This is a genomic window from Gracilimonas sp. B-17, from assembly GCF_056857935.1.
Genome location: NZ_JBSXOA010000011.1, coordinates 320580 through 341637, shown reverse-complemented (window position 1 = coordinate 341637; position 21058 = coordinate 320580). Strand labels below are relative to the sequence as shown.

At 44.6% G+C, this 21058-nt stretch carries 16 protein-coding genes; 10 read left to right on the top strand and 6 right to left on the bottom strand.

Features of this window, described 5'->3' with window-relative positions:
• The first annotated feature begins 5 nt into the window (after positions 1-5).
• The 7 genes from AC13FX_RS06315 (at position 6) to ftsZ (ending at position 7424) form a co-directional block, all read left to right on the top strand.
• On the top strand, positions 6-1196 hold the full coding sequence (locus AC13FX_RS06315) for an FtsW/RodA/SpoVE family cell cycle protein (protein WP_482879687.1): 1191 nt from the start codon (positions 6-8) through the stop codon (positions 1194-1196).
• Complete coding sequence (gene murG, locus AC13FX_RS06310) at positions 1189-2295, top strand: undecaprenyldiphospho-muramoylpentapeptide beta-N-acetylglucosaminyltransferase (protein WP_482879685.1); 1107 nt, start codon at positions 1189-1191, stop codon at positions 2293-2295. Before AC13FX_RS06315 ends, murG begins: the two co-directional genes overlap by 8 nt.
• 61 nt (positions 2296-2356) lie before the next feature.
• Positions 2357-3733, top strand: coding sequence for a UDP-N-acetylmuramate--L-alanine ligase (murC, locus tag AC13FX_RS06305; protein WP_482880149.1), 1377 nt, complete (start codon positions 2357-2359; stop codon positions 3731-3733).
• Positions 3734-4462: a cell division protein FtsQ/DivIB gene (locus AC13FX_RS06300; RefSeq protein WP_482879683.1), complete on the top strand. Its 729-nt coding sequence runs from the start codon at positions 3734-3736 to the stop codon at positions 4460-4462.
• Positions 4463-4514: 52 nt separating this feature from the next.
• Positions 4515-4712 (top strand): hypothetical protein, encoded by a 198-nt coding sequence (locus AC13FX_RS06295; RefSeq protein ID WP_482879681.1) that lies wholly within the window; start codon positions 4515-4517, stop codon positions 4710-4712.
• 39 nt (positions 4713-4751) lie between these two features.
• The gene (gene ftsA, locus AC13FX_RS06290) at positions 4752-6011 is read left to right on the top strand and encodes a cell division protein FtsA (RefSeq protein WP_482879679.1); all 1260 of its coding nucleotides are present in this window, start codon (positions 4752-4754) and stop codon (positions 6009-6011) included.
• Positions 6012-6086: 75 nt separating this feature from the next.
• Positions 6087-7424 carry a cell division protein FtsZ gene (ftsZ, locus tag AC13FX_RS06285; protein ID WP_482879678.1) on the top strand — a complete coding sequence of 446 codons (1338 nt, stop codon included), beginning with the start codon at positions 6087-6089 and terminating at the stop codon, positions 7422-7424.
• 167 nt (positions 7425-7591) lie between these two features.
• Here the strand turns inward: ftsZ and AC13FX_RS06280 are convergent, their stop codons facing one another.
• Together AC13FX_RS06280 and AC13FX_RS06275 are read right to left on the bottom strand one after the other, a co-directional pair.
• Positions 7592-8137: a hypothetical protein gene (locus AC13FX_RS06280; RefSeq protein WP_482879677.1), complete on the bottom strand. Its 546-nt coding sequence runs from the start codon at positions 8135-8137 to the stop codon at positions 7592-7594.
• A gap of 250 nt (positions 8138-8387) precedes the next feature.
• Complete coding sequence (locus tag AC13FX_RS06275) at positions 8388-9494, bottom strand: hypothetical protein (protein ID WP_482879676.1); 1107 nt, start codon at positions 9492-9494, stop codon at positions 8388-8390.
• A 467-nt stretch (positions 9495-9961) separates the two neighbouring features.
• Here AC13FX_RS06275 and AC13FX_RS06270 point away from each other — a divergent pair, with 467 nt between their 5' ends.
• On the top strand, positions 9962-10435 hold the full coding sequence (locus tag AC13FX_RS06270; RefSeq protein ID WP_482879674.1) for a hypothetical protein: 474 nt from the start codon (positions 9962-9964) through the stop codon (positions 10433-10435).
• 281 nt (positions 10436-10716) lie between these two features.
• Here AC13FX_RS06270 and AC13FX_RS06265 read toward each other — a convergent pair whose 3' ends face one another.
• Together AC13FX_RS06265 and AC13FX_RS06260 are read right to left on the bottom strand one after the other, a co-directional pair.
• A complete protein-coding gene (locus AC13FX_RS06265) occupies positions 10717-11529 on the bottom strand; it encodes a sulfite exporter TauE/SafE family protein (protein ID WP_482879673.1) in 813 nt (270 codons plus the stop codon).
• The gene (locus AC13FX_RS06260) at positions 11522-12307 is read right to left on the bottom strand and encodes a PhzF family phenazine biosynthesis protein (protein ID WP_482879672.1); all 786 of its coding nucleotides are present in this window, start codon (positions 12305-12307) and stop codon (positions 11522-11524) included. Before AC13FX_RS06260 ends, AC13FX_RS06265 begins: the two co-directional genes overlap by 8 nt.
• 200 nt (positions 12308-12507) lie before the next feature.
• Between AC13FX_RS06260 and AC13FX_RS06255 the strand changes: the two genes are divergently transcribed.
• Entirely contained in the window at positions 12508-14505 is a 1998-nt protein-coding gene (locus AC13FX_RS06255; RefSeq protein WP_482879671.1) for a TonB-dependent receptor plug domain-containing protein, read from the top strand.
• A gap of 108 nt (positions 14506-14613) precedes the next feature.
• Here the strand turns inward: AC13FX_RS06255 and AC13FX_RS06250 are convergent, their stop codons facing one another.
• Positions 14614-15162, bottom strand: a complete 549-nt coding sequence (locus AC13FX_RS06250; RefSeq protein ID WP_482879670.1) for an REP-associated tyrosine transposase — start codon at positions 15160-15162, stop codon at positions 14614-14616.
• Positions 15163-15381: 219 nt separating this feature from the next.
• Between AC13FX_RS06250 and AC13FX_RS06245 the strand changes: the two genes are divergently transcribed.
• Positions 15382-17793, top strand: a complete 2412-nt coding sequence (locus tag AC13FX_RS06245) for an endonuclease MutS2 (protein ID WP_482879668.1) — start codon at positions 15382-15384, stop codon at positions 17791-17793.
• A 265-nt stretch (positions 17794-18058) separates the two neighbouring features.
• Here the strand turns inward: AC13FX_RS06245 and clpB are convergent, their stop codons facing one another.
• The gene (gene clpB / locus AC13FX_RS06240; protein ID WP_482879667.1) at positions 18059-20698 is read right to left on the bottom strand and encodes an ATP-dependent chaperone ClpB; all 2640 of its coding nucleotides are present in this window, start codon (positions 20696-20698) and stop codon (positions 18059-18061) included.
• Positions 20699-21058 lie beyond the last annotated feature (360 nt).

Here is a 21058-nt window from a genome sequence, read left to right as displayed (position 1 = left end):
GAATATTGATCTATACATCGCCACATAGCAATATATCCAATGTCATCGGAACTACGGCAGAGGATATTGATACACCCAAGCAGGGAAGCGACCGCTACCTGTTGATGGCCGTTGTCATACTCATGACCTTCGGAATGCTGGCAGTGTATTCATCCATTGCTTTTTTTGCAGAGACTAAATCAACTACTGCAGGTCAACTGATATTAGGCCACCTGATCAAACTTGGTATTGCCTTCTTTGTAATGCTGATCGTATCAAAAGTCAATTACCACACGATAGCCAAATTCAGCCGAATTGGTATGGTAGTGAGTTTATTCCTGTTAGTTGCGGTTCTTGCTTTCGGTACCGAACAGTTTGGGGCCAAACGCTGGTTGAATCTGGGTGGGTTCTCGTTTCAGCCATCTATGGTAGCGTCGGTTGCATTGCTGATCCACGTTTCAGTTTTACTGAATGAAAAACAAGAATATATCAAAGACTTTCAAAAGGCCTTTTTACCTATACTGTTCTGGATCGTATTGACCTGCGGACTGATCGGCCTTGAAGATTTTAGCAGTGCCGGAATTCTGCTGGCTATTTGCTTATTGGTCATGTTTGTGGGACGAATCAGTGTGATTCAGATCGGAACTCTTATAGCGATCGGAATTCTTGGTGGTATTTTACTTTTAAGCCAATCAACGAACCGTCAGGATCGTATTGAACAGTATATTACGCAGATCAAGGATATACCCAGTGAGCAGATCGTTCAGGGAAGTGGCTATCAGGCCCAGCAGGCTCATATTGCCATTGCGAAGGGTGAATTATTGGGAGTTGGTATCGGAAAGAGCTCCCAGCGTGACTTCCTCCCTGCTCCATATAATGATTTTATTTTTGCCATCATAGCTGAAGAATATGGTTTAGTTGGAGCTATGGCTCTGATATTCATTTTCACACTGATCCTAATACGGGGCGTGGTATTCATTGCTCGAAATGCAGAAGACCACCTTGGATCACTGCTGGCAGTTGCCTGTACTATGATGATCGTGCTATATGGTTTTGTAAATGCCGGAGTGGCCAGTGGAATCCTGCCTGTTACCGGTTTACCTATGCCATTCGTCAGTTATGGAGGTACCAGTATGGTATTTGCCGGCATCATGGTCGGTATTTTGCTGAATATCTCGAAACATAACCGGGATCGGAGGACCTTGTACTATGGATAATCCTAAGATCTTATTAGCTGCGGGAGGAACCGGCGGGCACGTTTATCCCGCCATAGCCATTGCCGATGCTTTGAAAGATGAAAACCCCGATACAGAGATCCTCTTTGTGGGAACCAAAGACCATATGGAATGGAAAGCTGTGCCAAATGCCGGTTATGATATTCGAAATGTTTGGATCAGTGGTTTTCACAGAAGGATAACGCTAAAAAATCTCGTTTTTCCACTAAAACTTATTACAAGCTTATTTCAAAGTCTGCGCATTCTATCGGCTTATAAACCTCAAGTGGTCGTTTCCTGTGGCGGATATGTTGCCGGCCCCGTTGGATGGGTTGCGGGTAAAATGGGCATTCCAATTGTGATACAGGAACAAAACAGTTTCCCGGGAGTCACGAACCGGTTACTGGCGAAATCTGCAACAAAGATCTTTACCGCTTTCAAGGAGGCCGACAAGCATTTACCGGCTGATAAAACTCATGTGAGTGGCAATCCAACCAGAGCGTCATTGAATGAAGCTGACAGATCATCCGCTTTGAATTCTTTCGGTTTCGATAGTCACAAACCCGTTCTGTTAGTGATGGGCGGAAGTGGTGGTGCCAAAACCATCAATGATGCCATGAAAGCCAATATTGAGGCTTTACATGATGAGGTTGGACTCCAGATCATTTGGCAATGTGGCCAGCGATATTACGATACCCTGTCGACTGATGTGGATACGAAAAAATTGAAAAACCTGAGACTGACTGCTTATCTCGATAATATGGCTGAAGCTTATGCAGCGGCTGACCTCGTGATCAGCAGAGCCGGGGCAAGTTCTTGTTCTGAACTCATGCTAACCGGAAAACCGAGTATTCTTGTACCCTCTCCTAATGTTGCAGGAGATCACCAAACCCAGAATGCCAAAGCTATGGCGGATGCAGGTGCATCACTACTATTGGAGGACGAAAAAATGAAAGAAACCGTAACAGAACTGGTGGAACAACTGATCCGTGATCAACAAAACTTAAAGAGAATGAATCAGGCAGCCTTAAAACTGGCCAAGCCTGATGCAGCTAAGCTGATCGCTAAAGAAATACTTGAAATCGCAACTTCGAAATTATAGAACGTTAGTGGAAAAAAGAATCGAAACACAACCCGTATTTGGTAAAACCAAGCATATCCACATGGTGGGTATAGGTGGTATTGGTATGAGCGGTATGGCTGAGATCTTACTTCAGCGGGGTTATATAGTTTCGGGTTCTGATGGTGCCGTAACTGACACAACGAAACGATTGAAGGAACTTGGCGCCACGGTGCATAAAGGACACAAGGCGGAATATATTGAAGGGGCAGATGTAGTGGTTTATACCAGTGCTGTGAAAGCCGATGAGAATGTTGAGACCCTAGCCGCTATGGAAAAACGGATCCCAACCATCAAGCGGGCAGAAATGCTTGCTGAGCTGATGAAAATGAAATTTGGTATCGGTGTAGCCGGAACACACGGTAAAACTACAACCACAACTATGGTAGGTCATGTGACACAAGATGGCAACTATGATCCAACCATAATAGTGGGCGGTAAAGTACACAGTTTTGATAAGACGAATGCCGTTGTTGGGAAAGGAGACCTCATTGTAGTTGAGGCCGATGAATTTGACCGAACATTCCTCCGGCTAAATCCTTCCCTGGCCATTATTACAAATATCGAAGCCGAGCATCTGGATATCTACGATGACCTGGACGACGTGAAACAGGCTTTTATAGATTATGCCAACAAGGTCCCATTTTATGGAGCAGTTATTGTATGCCTTGATGATCCCAATGTGCGCAGCATTCTTCCACAACTTGAAAAACGAGTCATTACGTACGGATTGAATCCACAGGCTCAGCTTCGGGCAGTTGATATTCGTGCAGATGCCTTTACCAGTACGTTTACTGTGATGCGTGAAGGTGAGAAACTTGGCGTGGTGACCTTGAAAGCCCCCGGTGAGCATAATGTAAAAAATGCCCTTGCAGCTATTGCTACCGGTTTGGAGCTGAACATTGATTTCAAACTGATCAAAAAAGGCATAGAGCATTTTGAAGGTGTATTCAGAAGATTTCAACTCAAATACGACAATGGTTGTATGGTGATCGATGATTATGCCCACCACCCTACCGAGGTTCAGGCAACCCTTCAGGCTGCTCATAAAGGTTGGCCTGACAGACGTGTGGTGGCAGTATTCCAGCCTCACCTCTATTCAAGGACCCAGGAATTATACAAAGAATTCGGATTGTCTTTCTTCGATGCTGAAATGCTGATCGTGACTGACGTATATCCTTCGCGTGAAAAACCGATCGAAGGTGTAACAGGGAAACTTATCTCTGACACAGCTGAGCAATACGGACATAAGAATGTCAAATATGTTGAGAGTAAGGAAGACATCACGAAAACCCTGAAAGAGGTGGCCCGAGAAGGTGACATCATTATTACCATGGGAGCCGGTGACATCTATCGATTTGGCGAAGACTTTATTGAAGCACTGAGATCAGGATCATTCAAACCAAAAACAACGAAGTAATTGGTAAAAAAGGAATCAAATAGAACCCTTTTACCCTGGATCACCGGAATTATGATGGTGATCGCAGTGGCGGTACTGGCTGCCGTCTATTGGAATCGGAACGTAACCGTGCAGGAGCTGGATTTCAACGAGCTCGCTTTTACGGAGAGTGAAGAAGTTGAAGCTGCCGCAGCAGTCCCCTTCGGTATTCAGCCCGACAGTCTTGATATTCAGGCAGTAGCCGACCGAGTACAGAAGTTGAATTACGTCCGATCTGTCACCTCTTACATTGAGCCAAGTGGTGACCTTAGGCTCACAATCTCAGAACGCGAGCCTATCGCCATGCTGATAGATGGGGCAAATAGATCGTATGTAGACGCTGAGGGTGTCATATTACCCATACTGGAGGATAAAACACGAGACGTTCCCCTACTCTATGGATACTCTGTAAATGCAAATGACACTTTATCGGATGAGCCATTTTTGCAGGTAAGGGATTTTTTAATGAAAGCTAAGATCAATGAATTTGGATGGACCACAATAAGTGAAGTGGCTTTCGACCCTACTGATGGCGTGGTTGCTTTGAGCCAGGAAAATGGTGTGAAGCTGATCTTTGGCCGCAATGATTTTGAAATGAAACTTGAGAACTGGAAGGCATTTTACAAACAGGTAGTTCGAACCAAGGGAATACAAACGATGCAACAAGTCGATCTGCGATTCTCAAATCAGGTGGTGACCCGTGAAATATAGCTTTGAAAATTTACTTTTTACTAAAACACGAAGGAGAGCAAAGGCAAAACCGGTGAACTCATCTCCAAGACAGGATCGAGATAATGAACTCGAGGATGAGGCCGTGCAATTGATCAACGCCTTAATGAGTTCTCCCTATCCTGTTGAAAACGACGAAATATCAGGGTTTTACTCTGAGGTAAGGCAGCAAAGTGAACAGGGTGTCGGGTCAGCTTCTGAATGGTTCGACCAAATTACATCCAACAAATAAATAAAGAACATTAGCAATCAATAAATACAGCGGATCATCATGGAAGAACAGGAAAACATAATGGTAGGTCTCGATATCGGGACCACAAAAATTTGCGCAATCGTAGCATCTATTGATGAACAAGAACGGATCAATATCCTTGGTGTGGGTAAAGCACAAAGCGACGGGCTGAACCGGGGTGTGGTTGTCAATATTGACAAAACCGTGAATGCCATTAAAGATGCCATAGCTCAGGCAGAACTGGCTTCCGGTATTCAGGTTCAATCTGTGAATGTCGGTATTGCCGGAGACCACATCAGAAGCATGCGAAGTAAAGGTGTGATCACCATTAATAACAAAGACAATGAGATCACGGCCAAGGATGTGGAGCGCCTGTTGGAAGATTGCCAGCGTATTATGCTCCCAACCGATCAGCAGATCCTGCATGTGATCCCACAGGAGTTTGTGGTTGACGGTCAAGATGGCATCAGCGACCCAGTTGGCATGAGTGGAATGCGCATGGAAGCCGAAGTTCATATCATTACCGGATTGGTTTCCGCTGCTAAGAATATGTACCGCTGTGTTGAAAGGGCAGGCTATCAGGTCGCTGACCTGATCCTCGAACCGCTGGCTTCCTCCTACTCTGTATTGGATGAAGAGGAGAAAGAAGCCGGGGTGGTTCTGGTCGATATAGGAGGCGGAACTACAGACCTCGCCATCTTTCAGGATAATACGATCCGACACACAGCCGTAGTTGCCATAGCAGGACAAAAAGTGACCGACGATATTCGTCTTGGGCTCAGTGTTCTGGATGACCAGGCTGAAACCCTTAAACGCAAGCATGGTGAATGCTATGCAGATCTAATAGAAGAAGATGAGGTGATCACCGTACCGGGAATAGCCGGACGACCTCCAAAAGAGATCACAAAGAGTATACTTGCCAAGATCATACAGGCCCGTATGGAAGAGATCCTGGAGATCGTCGGTATTGAGATCAAACGAAGTGGATATGCAGATGCAATGAGTGCCGGTGTGGTTATCACCGGTGGAGGTTCACTGATCAAGAATATCTGCCCGCTAGCAAACGAAATTTTAGGCCTTGATGCCAAAGTGGGTATACCGCTTGGTATCACAGGCGGACTTAAGGAAGAGGTGAACAGCCCGATCTACGCTACCGGTGTAGGTCTGGTTATGCACGCTCTTCGATCGGGAACCGCCAACAATCAGGCAATGATCCCGGATTCAACCAAAGGAACCAATGTAGAACAAGTGATGCAGAAGATCACTGAACGAATGAAGAGTTGGTTCAAAGAACTTTAGAAGTATAAATAAGAAGCAATCATCTACAACAATAACAATCCAGTAAAAAACAACAACTCAAAAGGAGTTAACATCATGGCTAACAATACACGTTTCTTTTTCGACGAGCAGAGCCAGGAAAACGCCAAGATCAAGGTGATCGGCGTAGGCGGCGGTGGCGGTAACGCCATTAACAATATGATAAACATGGGGCTTGAAAGCGTGGAGTACATTGCCCTTAATACAGATGCTCAGGCTCTTAAAAACAGCATGGCAGATATCAAGATCCAGGTGGGTTCAGCCCTGACCAACGGACTTGGTGCAGGTGCCAGACCTGAGATCGGTCGTGAGGCGGTTGAAGAAAACCGACACGAGATCGAAGAATCCATTGAAAATGCCGACATGGTCTTTGTGACCGCCGGTATGGGTGGCGGAACCGGAACCGGAGGAGCTCCTGTGGTAGCAGGTATAGCCAAACGCCGTGGCATACTGACAGTAGGTATTATTACTACCCCATTTGAATGTGAGGGCAAGGTTCGCAAGAAATATGCCCTTGAAGGTATCACTGAACTGAAGAAAAACTGTGATACGGTCATCGTGATCCCCAATGAGCGTCTGCTTGATATCGCAGATGAAAATACTTCACTGATGGAAGCTTTCGCCATGGCCAACGAGGTACTTTATAATGCAACACGTGGTATCAGCGACCTCATTCTAATGCCAGGCCTTATCAATCTTGACTTTGCTGACGTTCGAACAACCATGAGCGATGGTGGAGCTGCTATTATGGGCTCTGCCACAGCTGAAGGCCCAGACAGAGCTGAAAAAGCAGCCCGTGCTGCCATCAACTCTCCGCTATTAGACGGTGTCAGTATCCGCGGTGCCCGTAATGTTCTGGTTAACATCTCAGCCGGTTCTAACCTCGGTATGCGCGAAACCACCACAGCAACCAATATCATTCATGAAGAAGCCGGAGAAAATGCCGAGATCATTCTCGGTACGGTACTGGATGAGAATTTCGGGGATGAGATAAGGGTAACTGTTATTTCCACCGGATTTGAACTTTCCGAAGATCGGTCAACCGCAAAAGTGGCAAATAATTCCAAAGACAGCATGCTGAATAAGGCTGCTCAAAATGCACAAACCAATATTCAGAAACGCTCAGAAGAATCTGATGTCCCAAAACGTTTTCAGCGAGGTACCGGTGATTATTATAAGGGTGAAAACAACCTGAAAAAACTGGATACGCCCTCTTACCTGCGACGTGATATTAACGTCAGACGAAAAGAGGAAGAAAATGTTGAAACTCCTGAACAGGATGAGCAACAAAATTCAGATGCTCAGGACAATATAGCTCCATTCCAAAGCAGAACGGAGCGCATTCGAAAGGATGACACCGACCAGCCTGCTTTCCTCCGAAAGATAATGGACTGATTGAGTAGATGATTATACCGGTTCATTCGCGGTACCACGGGAGTGGTGTCTCTGTGAACCACCTTTTTTACTGGATATAGCTTAATTCAAGCTATAGATTGCTAACAACAGGAAAGGCTCCTTGATAGGGAGCCTTTCCTTTTTTTGCCCAATAGTTTTCAGGTTTATTATAAAACTGACAGGTTTCCATTATAAACTACAATTGGATATCCCTTTGGAAAATGATCCGGCATATGGCAGGGAGCATTTGATGAGCCATAAAGACGATATTGTAATCGATCTGCTTCTGCTTTATTACCTTCCCCGTTATCCTGCACTGAGAACAGGAAACAACCCCGACTTACATTTCCATTCAGTATATCTCCGCCGAAAAAAAGCTCATTGGAAGATCTCCCCATTTCAACCCAGGTTACGGATCCTGTAAAACCAACTCCCTCATAATCGTTGATACCTGAAAAGGTGACAGAACCTTTGGCTTCTTTTTTCATTTGTGCATCAAATTGTACAAAAAAATCCCGTGCAGGACGATTATCCCCATGTGTACTATCATCATGTCCATCATCCGAATGCCCATCATCTGAATGACCATCGTCACCATGATCATCGCCGGTATCTTCATGCCCCTTACATCCACCTTCTTCGTAATCCACAGGTTCTTCATGTCCATCTTCACACCCTTGCCATAAGGCCCTGAACTCACCTGTAGCCTTCATTCCAGCCCAAGGGCTTTTGCTCATCATCTGGCTAATGAAGGGATCCTCATTAGTTTCGGAGTTGATACTATTTACAGGGGTATCACAGCCGTATAAAGCAATAATTGAAGTGAACAAAATCAAACTTATTCTATTTAGTAGTCTCATTTTAACACCTTTATTTAAGTTACCTGCCGGCCACTTAATTAAAAGTGGGCAGCAGGTATTAATGGTTAATATTTTTGAGTAATGATCTGAACTGTTCTCTTCATTAGATTGGCACTTCATACTCGTGAATGTACTCTATTACCCGTCTAGAATCGTCAGCTGCCGTGGTATAAACTGACACTCCCCCTACCTCATTATATGACTGGCCTTCAAATACAGTCTGAAAAATATTGACAGATTGACGCTCATATATACCAGGGGCGATCTCAACCAAAACATCTACATAAATTTCACCATAGGTGGCTTCCCTATCGTAGGAGAAGTTTAGACCGGTAAAATCTATGTATTCCAGGTCGTTTTGAACGATCGTGCCTTCCAGCCGCATGATTACGTGCGAGTACATAATTTTATCTATTGACAAAGGTATACTCTTATCTGTTGCTCCAGCAAGGAATCCTCTGGCTAAAAACAGATCAGATGCATCCGGCTCAGTATCCCCGTCAAACATTGATTCAAGACCATTCTCAATGACAATGGCCCCTTTTAAGTTTACACTTAAACTTCCATTATTCAGCAGTTCACGATAAACAGCCAGGTTTTCTATAGGTGCATCGACTGTTTTCTCTTCTCCGCTAATATTTATAACAAGTCGCCCGGAAGCATCTGTTTTGAGAGTATCTGCTTGTACTAATAGACCCAAAACTTCATCAAGACCCCTCTCTAATGTTTTGTTTGGAGAACGGACATTATTCAGACGTCCAAGTTCTACTTCAATTGCAGCTTCTTCATCTAATGGATGGCACTCTTCATCCAATGGAAGTGGAATACCAAATCCATCAACTGGTTGCACACATCCATTCTCGTTTAAAATAGGGACACCATTAACATCCCGGTATAGTACGTAAAGGTCACCGTAAAGATCTCCCTTTTTACCTCCACCGGAGCCTTTGCCACCACCTGAGCCCTTACCTCCACCGTTTCCTTTATCTTTGCCATAACCCCCATTTGAACCATTTCCATTCCCATTGCCTTTAACATTCACTGCGCTCTCGCTTCCACTGGCATCAACCATATCCGTTACTTTTGCCATCTGTGAGGATTCAAAATCAGCTGATGGATCTGCAGATGTGATATCCATCGGTTTATCACAGGACGCAAATAAGAATAGGGCACCAATTAAAGCGTATAAATTCAACTTTAAGTATTTCATCTTATGCCTCTTTGTACTTTAGTTTACATTTCATTTAATGTAGGTATCAGGTTTTACCCCATTTACCCCGACCTTAATTTCTAACATCATGATTAAAATAATTGTACAGTATCATCCTGTAATTGATACAGGTTATAACTATCAGTTTTGTAAGATTTTGGAGCCTAAGTTTGCAGGTCAATAGAGGAGCTTTCAGTATTTTGTAACTGCTGCATTATTCGATCAGGCAATTTATATCGACATAGATCAGTTCAAGCTAACTTTTAATCCAGAAAGGACTTTACCCTTTGTTTTGTACTTGTCAGCCTATTTCATCCTATTTGTAGGAAAGACTCCTACACAAACAATGTATGATGAATTACACGTCTATCAGTAAATCACACTGAATCGCTTAAAGTATTTATTAGTAACCTTTGTCTGAACATTTATCACTTAAACTCCAATAAATATTCTTTTAGGAGACCATCATGAAAAAAACACTTAACATGATCAGTACTTTTGTCATGTTACTTTTGCTGTCTGCAACTATCATGGCCCAACAAACCGGGCAGCAGCAGCAACAGCAGCAACAACAGATCATGCAACAAAATCAACAAATGATGCAGCGGGTAAATCAACTTCAGGAACGTACTCATACTATGAACCAGGAGATGAATCGTAAGATGCAACAAACTCAAAACGAACAGTTGCAAAATCAATATCGGCACATGTATCGCTTTGGAGAACAATTAGGATTAACAATTGGTAATATGAAAAATGCAACTGAGCAATGTAATCTAATGCTTCAAGACCGGGATATGACCCGTGATCGCGATATGCAACGCGATATGGATCGACTACGTCAGCGACTCCATGATATGACCGGGGATGCAGAAGAAGCTATTCAAGCGATGGATCGTATTCGACTCCGTCTGCAAGATAAAGATCAGCAAAGCCAGTAAATTCAATAAATTGCAACCCAAAGAACTCTTACTAAAGATGCTTTTTTGGTATTACTAATAAATACAGTTGCATATTCGGAGTAATTACTTAAACAGACTTGTAATGGTATTCGGTTGCGTGAGGAGTTAAAAAGATTCTAAATCGGGGATCAATAACACGCAACCGATTCCTATTATTACATTCATACACTATTTACTCACCAGAGACTAGCGTTTTCCTCATCTCAAAAAATGAAAGACTGATATCTGCCGGGCAATTATGAAGCCTGACTCACTGCCAGCTATAGGATTGACCAGATCAGCCGACCGGCCATGGCTATGGCAAGCACTCCAAATCCCCATTGCAACCACTTGCGGTTAATTTTATGATTCAGGTAAGCGCCTCCGAACCCCCCTAACAAACCGCCAACAGACAATGGAAAAGCAGCTCCGAAATCAACATAACCGATGTTGAAATCCGTGATTCCGGAAACAGCTCCCGGTTCAAAGGCAAGCTGAAGCCAGCCGGTGGTAACCATGATGATCATACCCAAGTGTGAGACACTTACAGCTTTCCGAAAGGGTTGCTTGTAGAACAGATTCATGATCGGTACCATCACGCCTCCTCCTCCAACTCCGGCCAGGGAGGCCACAAAACCTCCAATACCACCGGTAACAAGAGAACTGTCAATATTCATATCTGCGTAAGTCCTTTCTATCTCACTTGAAGTATCACGCCCCCTCCTGAACATCATCCATGAAACATAGATAAGCATTAACGAGAAAAAGATCACAAATTCGGTTTCTTTATAATAAGGGGAGGTTAACACCTGCTTTCCGACATAGATACCGATCGCTCCCATCACCCCAAGCAACAGTCCCTCCCTTAAAAACACATTCTTTTGGATATACTGCCTTACCAGGCTGCCTGAGGCCGCTATGAACGTACAAAATAATGCGGATGCAATAGTCCAGATCACAGGATCCTCTACTCCGGCTCCGCTAAATAGAACATACAAAACCGGGGTGAATATGATCCCGCCTCCAATTCCCAGGAGTCCGGCAAGTACCCCGGCTCCAAGTCCAATGATGAGTAAAACAATGATCTCACCCAAGGTCAATCTCCCCTGTTAGGTAAGTGACGGCATGACCAAGTATTTCAACCCTATCTCCCTTCATGCGGCAAATAAGGTCTCCACCTCGTTGTGAGATCTGCCGAGCTATAAGCTCATTTTTACCCAGTTTTTCACTCCAGTAAGGGGCACTTTTAGTGTGAGCCGAACCGGTAACCGGATCCTCATCCACTCCTGATTGTGGAGCAAAGAATCGGGATACAAAATCCACCTTATTCCCTTTGGCTGTTACGATCACGCCGCGTGCAGGTATTTCCCTCAGCATTTTCATATCGGGTTGTATATTTGCCACCTCCTGTTCAGATTTCAGGACGATCATGTAGTCATCTGTTTTGTAAACCTCCGAAATCGGTTGTATCCCCAATGACCTGAACAATACATCAGGTGCTTCAACTTTCGGCATACTGACAGCCGGAAAATTCATTCGAAGCAGGTCCTGTTCCCTTCCTACCGTTAATACCCCGCTCTTGGTTTTAAAGACGATCTCAGGTTCTTCATATCCAAGTTGCGAAAAAAGCACATGTGCAGTAGCCAGGGTTGCGTGTCCGCACAGATCAACTTCTGTAGTGGGTGTAAACCACCTCAATCGATAGCTCTCTCCTTCTTTCGTAAAAAAAGCCGTCTCTGAGAGATTATTTTCCGCAGCTATTTTCTGCATTTGTTCATCCGTCAACCATTCATCCAAAGGGACCACAGCCGCAGGATTTCCTGAAAATAATGAGTCTGTAAATGCATCAACCTGAAATATGGAAAGCTTCATAAAATTAAATACGCTTGTTTCTCTTCCGTTTCACAAACAAAGTACTGTCATTTTTCATAGATGTAAAAGCTTTGTTTTGTAAATCTTTATCACTTAAAACACCAATAAGGTTAACATCTAAATAGCAATTCGATTGGTATTTCCGGTCAATGGATATGTATCTTTGCGGAAATTCAGACCTATTCATCAAACAAAATCCTATGAGAACTATAATTACTATTGGTCTGCTCTTCTTTGCAACTGAATTGTCATTTGGACAGATCAAAGCTGAGCTGGACTCAATTGATGTGACCGCATCACGTATCACAACTACCATTTCAGAAAGCGGAAAGAATGTCTCTGTCATTACTCAGGCAGATATTCAGGAAATGCCGGTTCAATCGGTAGATGATCTGCTACGAAGCCTTCCGGGAGTCAATATTAACGGTCGTGCTGGCTTTGGCGTGCAGGCCGATGTAGGCGTGCGGGGAAGCACCTTTTCACAGGTGATGTTTCTTCTTGATAACACTCCTCTTAACGACCCTTTGACTGCACATTTCAATACAAATATTCCGGTTGCCCTGTCCGAGATCGCACAAATAGAGTTGATCCGGGGGCCCGCAAGTACCTCTTATGGAGCCGATGCCGTTGGCGGCGTGGTACATATCAAAACAAAAACATATATGATGAAGGAGATCGAAGCTGCCGAAAAGCTTCAAACACGCACCAACTTTGATGTCTCTGCAGGTGAAAATGCCCTTCGTATCATCGATGCCACTGCGGGTGTAGCCAAAAAGAATATTCGGTTCAGCACATCCTTCCGCAGTGCATACTCTGACGGAGAACAATATCAGAACCCGGGATTTGAACAAGGTGTGTCATCTGAAGAGAATTACAACTCCTATTTCGACATGATGAACCTATCGGCGGCCCTGGCAGTTAACCTTGGCAGCAACTGGAACTGGTATGTCCGCTCAGGTATCGAAAACCGTGATTTCAATGCCCGTTATTTCTATACTCGAAGTATCTATGATGAATCAGTTGAAAGCATTGACAGCCGATGGGCTCTATCGGCTCTAACCTATGAAAACGGCAATCACCGGTCGGAGATCAATGCATCATACCGCCAGGTTGAAGATATTTTTGATTTCAATGCTGCCATTGCCCCGGCTAATGTCCATGAAACAGACCTTATATTTTTAAATGCTTCTCACCAATATGAACTAGACTCCGGTCAGCTTTCCTCGTTATCGGGATCTCTGAATTTTATGCGCTTCATGATCGGTGGTCAGGTTCTGAATAAACAGATCGTGAGTACAGATCGGGGTGACCATGAAAACACCTCATGGGGAGTTTACGGTATCCATAATATGAGTTTTGAATCCGGCCTGAGTATGACCTCAAGCCTCAGATTGCAGTTCAATCCTATCAGTGACCTTTCCTTTCTTCCACAGATCAGTGCTGCATACGATGCGGGGCCCGTTGTTGTACGAACTTCCATTGGCCGGGCTATCCGTGAGGGGGATTTCACTGAACGATATATATCATCCGAAATTCCGGATCTGACCCCCGGCAGAAATATTGGTAATCCTGACCTTCTGCCTGAAGAATCAACCACTTTTGACCTCGGTCTGGATATCACGCCAACTAACAACCTGCTTATATCTCCAACCTTTTTCTATCGTTCCTCCAGTAATCTCATCGATTATGCTCTCACTAACGCTTCTTCGATCAGTAACGCCGATAACCTCATATCGGGTGAAGATTACTTTTATGCCTCCAATATCTCGGAAAGTGATGTGATCGGATTGGAGTTTATTTCTGCACTGACCAGCAAACTGACCTCAAATAGCAACCTGAGAACTGAAGCCGGTTACACCTACATCAAGACCGAAAGTGATGGTAATACGGTGTCCCGCTATATTGCCAACCATCCATCCCATCAGGTGAGCCTGAACTTTTCCTTGAATGCTGGAGATATATCCATTCAGACTGTGTCAAAATATAACGTACGATCTGAGCAATCGGATGCCCTAATAAATGCTGATGTTCCTGAAGAATATTTTGTAACCGATCTGAGGGTGGCTTATAAGCCTCTTGATGGGCGAATACAGTTATATTCACAGGTTCTCAATCTGACTGACACACAATATCAGGAGATCCTTGGTGCCCCCCTTCCCGGTCGCTGGATACTAGGTGGAGTTAAGTACAGTTTATAAAACCTCCCCCCCTAATAATTTATTTTAAACCACTTATAATAAGACTCGTTCCCAAGCTCCGGCTTGGGAACGACAATGGTGAAGCTCCTGCTTCAAAAAAAGACCATATCAACCTCCAAAAACCGTCACTGGGATCAATCCTTCTTTACCCCTATAATTTCTTGCTGATGAATATCTCCAATGAACCGGGTCATCAACATATCCTCTTTTAACAGGATTAAAGTGAATGTAATCAAGCTTTTGAGCCATTATTTTATAATTGAATAATTGCATGGGATGAAAACCTTCCTGCCAAACCTGATATTTACTTTCGATTTTATGTTTCAGTTTAGCTCTCATCAAAAAATGTAAGGTTTTGTATTTCCTATTCTCATTCAGATACTGAATAATTTGATGTGCTGTAAATGCCTTAAAGTTCTTGATATGCTTTGAAAGTTCCTCTGCCCTAGCAATTAAATGTATATGATTCTCCATTATCACATAGGCATTTAATTCAACCTCCCGATCAGTTTGAAGAAAGTTTAAACCTTTCAGGACACGATCTACAATTATCGGATCTTTGAATAGAGGAATTCCGTCAACAATGCTACTTGTGAGAAAATATGGATAGTGTTCCTGGTGAATTTTGTATCTGCTTCTTCCCAAGACTTTTTTCACAGTAAGAGCAGTAATAAATTTACTCCTTACATTAGAATTTGAAGCAGGAGCTTCTAAGGGGCGTTCTCCAAGCAGGAGCTTGGGAACGATTCCAGGATAACCCCGATCTCGCTCTTACACTCTGCGTTGGAGCGAACAGTGCACCTCCAAAGCCTGCTTGGGAACGAGTGCTGCTACCTTTATCTTTAGGGGTTAGCAATTTCAGTCCAAAACTCATTAATGAAGATATACCCCGATTCCCTTTTAGATAAACTTGGTTTTGAGCAAATTCGGATAGCTGCTCTGAATCTTACTCAGTCTGTTCGTTCAGAAGAACTTCTCGAATCTTTACGGCCTACCTCCGATCCTAAACGGGTAGAACTGCTAACCGGGCAGACAGCCGAAATGTTGCAGATTCTCGAAGACCCTGATCCTTTTCCATTGGGTGAGGTTCCCGAGATACGAGACTACCTCTCAGCTTCCAAAGCTGAGGGAAGCCTCATCCCCCTTCCGGCCTTTGTTGATATCCTTAAGATCTGTTCCGTTACCCGCAGGGTTAAAAGTTTTATCAGGCAAAGAGACAAAGAATATCCGGAGCTTGGTAAGGTTTCGGAAGGTCTTATCCCGATGAAGGATCTCGAAAAAAGCATAAAAGAAAAGGTCACAGACCATGGTGAACTCAGGGATGATGCCAGTCCTGAACTTCAATCCATTCGAAGAAAATTAAACAAGAGAAAAAGTGATCTGCGTGGTACCATAAACCGGGCCATGAGCAAAGCAGCTAAAGATGGCATGACCTCTGATGAAGGCGCCACAATACGTAATGGCCGGATGGTGATCCCAATTCAGGCTGAGTTCAAAAGAAAAGTACAGGGTTTTGTGCATGATGTTTCTTCAAGCGGGCAAACGGTTTACATCGAGCCGGTTGAAGCCCTGAACATGAATAATGAGATCCGACAGTTTGAAGCTGAAGAACAACGGGAGATCGAACGGATCCTCCGGGAACTGACCAATCATGTCCGAAAGAGCAGAGATTATATTGATCAAAACACCCTGTTCCTTGCCAAAATCGATGTGATCGCAGCGAAGGCCAAGCTCACCAAAAAGCTTGAAGGTCAAATTCCCATTCTGGCCAAAAAGAATTACCTGAGTGTAAAGGAAGCCTATAACCCGATCTTACGGCTCAAGAACCTCAACGTCCGTAAAAAAGAAGACCGGGAAACCATCATTCCTTTATTTTTGAAGATGGAAGAGGATGAACGCTGCCTTATGATCACCGGTCCAAATGCGGGCGGTAAATCTGTTGCCATGAAAACAGTTGGGCTGTTATCACTTATGATTCAGTCAGGTTTTGGAGTACCGGCCGACCCAACTTCTGAGCTTCCTATCTTCAACGGAATATTTGTAGATATGGGGGATGACCAATCCATTGAAGATGACCTGAGTACCTTTTCATCACGACTTCAATGGATGCGGGAAACCATAAAGCATTTTGAGGCCGGTAGTCTGGTGCTGATCGATGAAGCGGCAGCCGGTACCGACCCTGAGGAAGGTGGAGCCCTCTTCCAGTCGTTTATTGAACGTATGCTTGAGCAGGACTGCAAAGTCATTGTAACTACTCACCATGGGTCACTTAAAGTATTTGCACACGAGCACCCGATGGCGGTAAACGGATCCATGGAGTTCGATCAGGCAACACTTTCTCCCACATACCGGTTCAAGAAAGGAATACCCGGAAGCAGTTACGCTTTTGAGATCGCCCAGCGCATGAAGCTTGACGATAATGTACTTAAACGAGCGAGGGTATTGCTGGGGGAGGCTAAGAATAGGATGGAATCGCTTATTACTGAATTGGAAACCAAATCCCAGCAAGCTGCTGAGTTAAAGGATAAATACACCTCCCTTCAGGCCAAGGCAGAATCAGAACGGAAAAAATTTGAAAATAAGATTCAAGCTATTGAAAAAGATAAGGAAAAGATCCGCGAGAAGGCTCTGAAGGAAGCCAAATCCATCATGGATTCTGCCAATCAACGGGTAGAACAGGCGGTACAGCGCATCGTTGAGCAGAATAAGGCGGACAAGGAAGAGATCAAAGAGATCCGTAAGGAAGTGGATCAGGAAAAGAAAGATATTGATCGGTCACTTCAGGAAATTGAAGAAAAAAAAGAAGAACGGGAACAGGTCACCGAAGACCCACCTAAAACTGGAGACCATGTTCGGTTCAAAGATGGCCATACAACGGGAGAGTTGGTTGAGATCAATGGGAAAAACGCAGTGGTTCAGGCCGGGGGGCTCAGACTTAAGACCAAGTATAAGAACCTGGTGAAAGTGGAGCAGCCTAAAAAGAAAAAGAGGTCAAAGGCCCGTTCATCGGTCATTGTGGGTGATAGTGAACTTACCAAAGGTCTCGTAAAACCGTCCCTTGAAGTACGTGGAATGAGAACCGAGGATGCCTTACATGAAGTCACTCAATACATTGACCGCGCAGTATTCAGAAATATGAATCAGGTTGAGATCATTCATGGTAAAGGAGATGGCATACTGAGAAGCCAGATCCAATCTTATTTAAACACCCGTAATGATGTAAAACGTGTGGAAACGGCTCCTATTGAAAGAGGTGGCGCCGGGGTTACAATCGTAGAGTTGAAATAGGGTTAGTTTTATGGTGTAGGTATTATTTTTTAGATAACCTGATCTGCTTCGGCACCAAGGTCTCACCCAAAGACAAGGAACTTGAGGTTCCGGCAGGCATTCCGAACGGGACGTTCGGAATGAGAATAACCTGTATCCCTCCGGAGGGACAGAAAAATCAGTTCACTGATTTTTCAGGGAGGGGAGTCAAAATTGTGCAAAACAAAAATGAGCTGTAGCTTTCACCACAACCCATTTTTAATCTTTCATTTTGAATTTTTAATTCTTAATCCGCTTCCGCCCAGGCTTCCGCATCTTCCACAACCTCAGCAAATTCAATGGATTCCCCATTTTTGCTCATGGTTGCCTCGAAATGAACCGGGCCTTCCTCATCCCTACTGATCAGCAATGAAGCCAGTTTATTGGTGATATTCTGCTGTATCACACGCTTCAGCGGACGGGCTCCATAAACCGGATCGTATCCTCGTACTGCCAGCCAGTCTTTCACATTGTCCGGAATATCCAGCTTCACATGGCTCTTGGCTAGCATTTCGTGAACGCGTCTCATTTGAATATCCACAATAGCCCGGATGTGCTCTTGCCCCAGTGGATGGAACACGATCGTGTCGTCCACACGATTCAGGAACTCAGGCCGGATCGTCTGCTTGAGCTGTTCGATCAGCTTGTTCTGAAGCTCATCATACTTTTCATCAGACATTTTACCACCCGATTTCTCGATCTCATTGGAGATCAGGTGTGAACCGATATTGGAAGTCATGATGATGATGGTGTTCTTGAAGTCCACCGTTACGCCTTTGTTGTCTGTCAGGCGACCTTCATCCAGCACCTGAAGCAGAATATTGAATACATCCGGGTGGGCTTTCTCGATCTCATCCAGAAGGATAACCGAGTAAGGATGCCGGCGAGCGGCTTCCGTTAACTGACCCCCTTCATCATATCCCACATAGCCCGGAGGAGCACCAACCAGACGGCTGACACTGTGTTTCTCCATGTACTCACTCATATCAATGCGGATCATGGCATTTTCATCATTAAAGAGAAAATCTGCCAGTGAACGAGCCAGCTCAGTCTTACCCACACCGGTTGAACCGAGAAAGAAGAACGAACCAATCGGTTTCTGTTCGTCCTGAAGTCCGGCCCGCGATCTACGAACCGCATTCGATACCGCCTCGATGGCTTTGTCCTGCCCGATCACTCGTTTATGCAGCACCTCTTCCAGGTGAAGTAATTTCTTACGCTCACTTTGCAGCATCTTGCGCACCGGAATACCTGTCCACCGGGATACGATGTCCGCTATATCCTCGGCATCCACTTCCTCTTTCAGAAGGGACTGATCTTCCTGCATTTCATCCAGTTTGGTTTGAGCGTTTTCCAGCTCATCTTCCAGCTTGGTGATGGTTCCGTATCTCAATTCAGCTACTTTCTCATAATTACCTTGACGCTCGGCCTTGTCCGCTTCGTTTCGGGCATCATCAATGGCCTGCTTGGTATCACGCACCTTTTGGATGAGCTCACGCTCCTGTTCCCACTGAACACGCATGGTTTTGCGCTGCTCTTCAAGGTCGGCCAGCTCCTTCTCGATGCCCTTCATCTTGGACTGATCCTTTTCCCGTTTCAAAGCCTCACGCTCGATCTCCAGCTGGCGGATCTGTCGCTCTATGGCGTCCAATTCCTCCGGCAGAGAATCAATTTGTAATCGTAACCGTGAAGCTGCCTCATCGATCAGGTCAATGGCTTTGTCCGGCAGGAACCGATCAGCAATGTAGCGATGTGAAAGCTCTGCTGCTGCAACCACAGCCGCATCTGTAATGCGAACCCCGTGGTGTACTTCATATCGCTCCTGTAATCCTCTTAGGATAGAAACGGTATCTTCTACACTTGGTTCACCCACCAACACGGTTTGAAGTCGGCGTTCGAGAGCCTTGTCTTTTTCAATGTATTTTCGATATTCATCCAGTGTGGTAGCACCGATGGCATGGAGTTCTCCCCGTGCCAGTGCCGGCTTCAGGATATTGGCTGCATCCATGGCGCCTTCCGTAGCTCCGGCTCCAACCAGGGTATGAATTTCATCAATAAAGAGGATCACTTCCCCATCAGAATCATTTACGTCCTTGACCACGGCTTTGAGTCGTTCTTCAAACTCACCGCGGAATTTGGTACCGGCAACCAGTGAACCCATATCAAGAGCTACAATGCGCTTTGATTTAAGTCCTTCAGGTACATCACCGCGTACTATTCGCAGGGCCATACCTTCAGCAATGGCGGTCTTACCCACACCGGGTTCACCGATCAGAACGGGATTATTCTTGGTACGCCGCGTAAGGATCTGCATCACACGCCTGATCTCCTGGTCACGGCCAATAACGGGATCCAGTTTATTCTTTTCGGCCAGTTCGTTCAGGTCACGACCATACTTTTTCAGGGCCCCATACCGGCTTTCGGCATTGGGATCATCCACGCTCTGGTTACCCCGAACATCCTGAAGCACTTTCAGGATATTTTCCTTGGTCACATTCTGATCATTCAACAGGCTGGCGATCTCACCTTTGATACTCGCCATACCGATCAGTACATGCTCCGAGCTGATATACACATCACCCAATTTTGTACCTTCCTTTTGGGCTATATCAAACAGCTCTTTACTGGTGTTCGATAAATATTGGCCCGAAACGGATGCGCCTTGTACTTTTGGCAGGCGTTCCAGAATGGAATCCACTACATTTTTAATGGCCGATGGATTAGCCCCAAGCTTACCCAATAATGTGTTAACTATGCTATCCTGATCACTCAGAAAAGCTTTTAAAATATGAGCCGGTTCAACAGCCTGATTGTTCCCGCTTTGTGCGAGCTCCAGTGCTTTTTGAACGGCCTCCTGTGCTTTAAGCGTAAATTTGTTCAAGTTCATATTATGATCTCCATTTTTCTCTTGTTTCTGATCTTAATATGACCAAAATCGTGCCTATACCCGGATATTGACATAATTTCAGTAATTACTTAAAAAACCCATTGTTGAACTGCCTGAAAGCGAAGATAGGATCATGAATTTGACAAAATGGGTCATATCTTTATGTAAATCATAGACATAAAAAAACCCTGAGCTGTATCAGAACTCAGGGTTTGGGTTTTTCGGGGTACAAAATCTTTAATTTCTTCGCCTGAAAGATAAAAACATTAAAAGAAAGATTCCTAGTAATTATTCGTAAATACTCTTTCGATCAATAGAGTTTCTCAATCAGTTAGATAGAAACCATGGTCCGTATCAGGG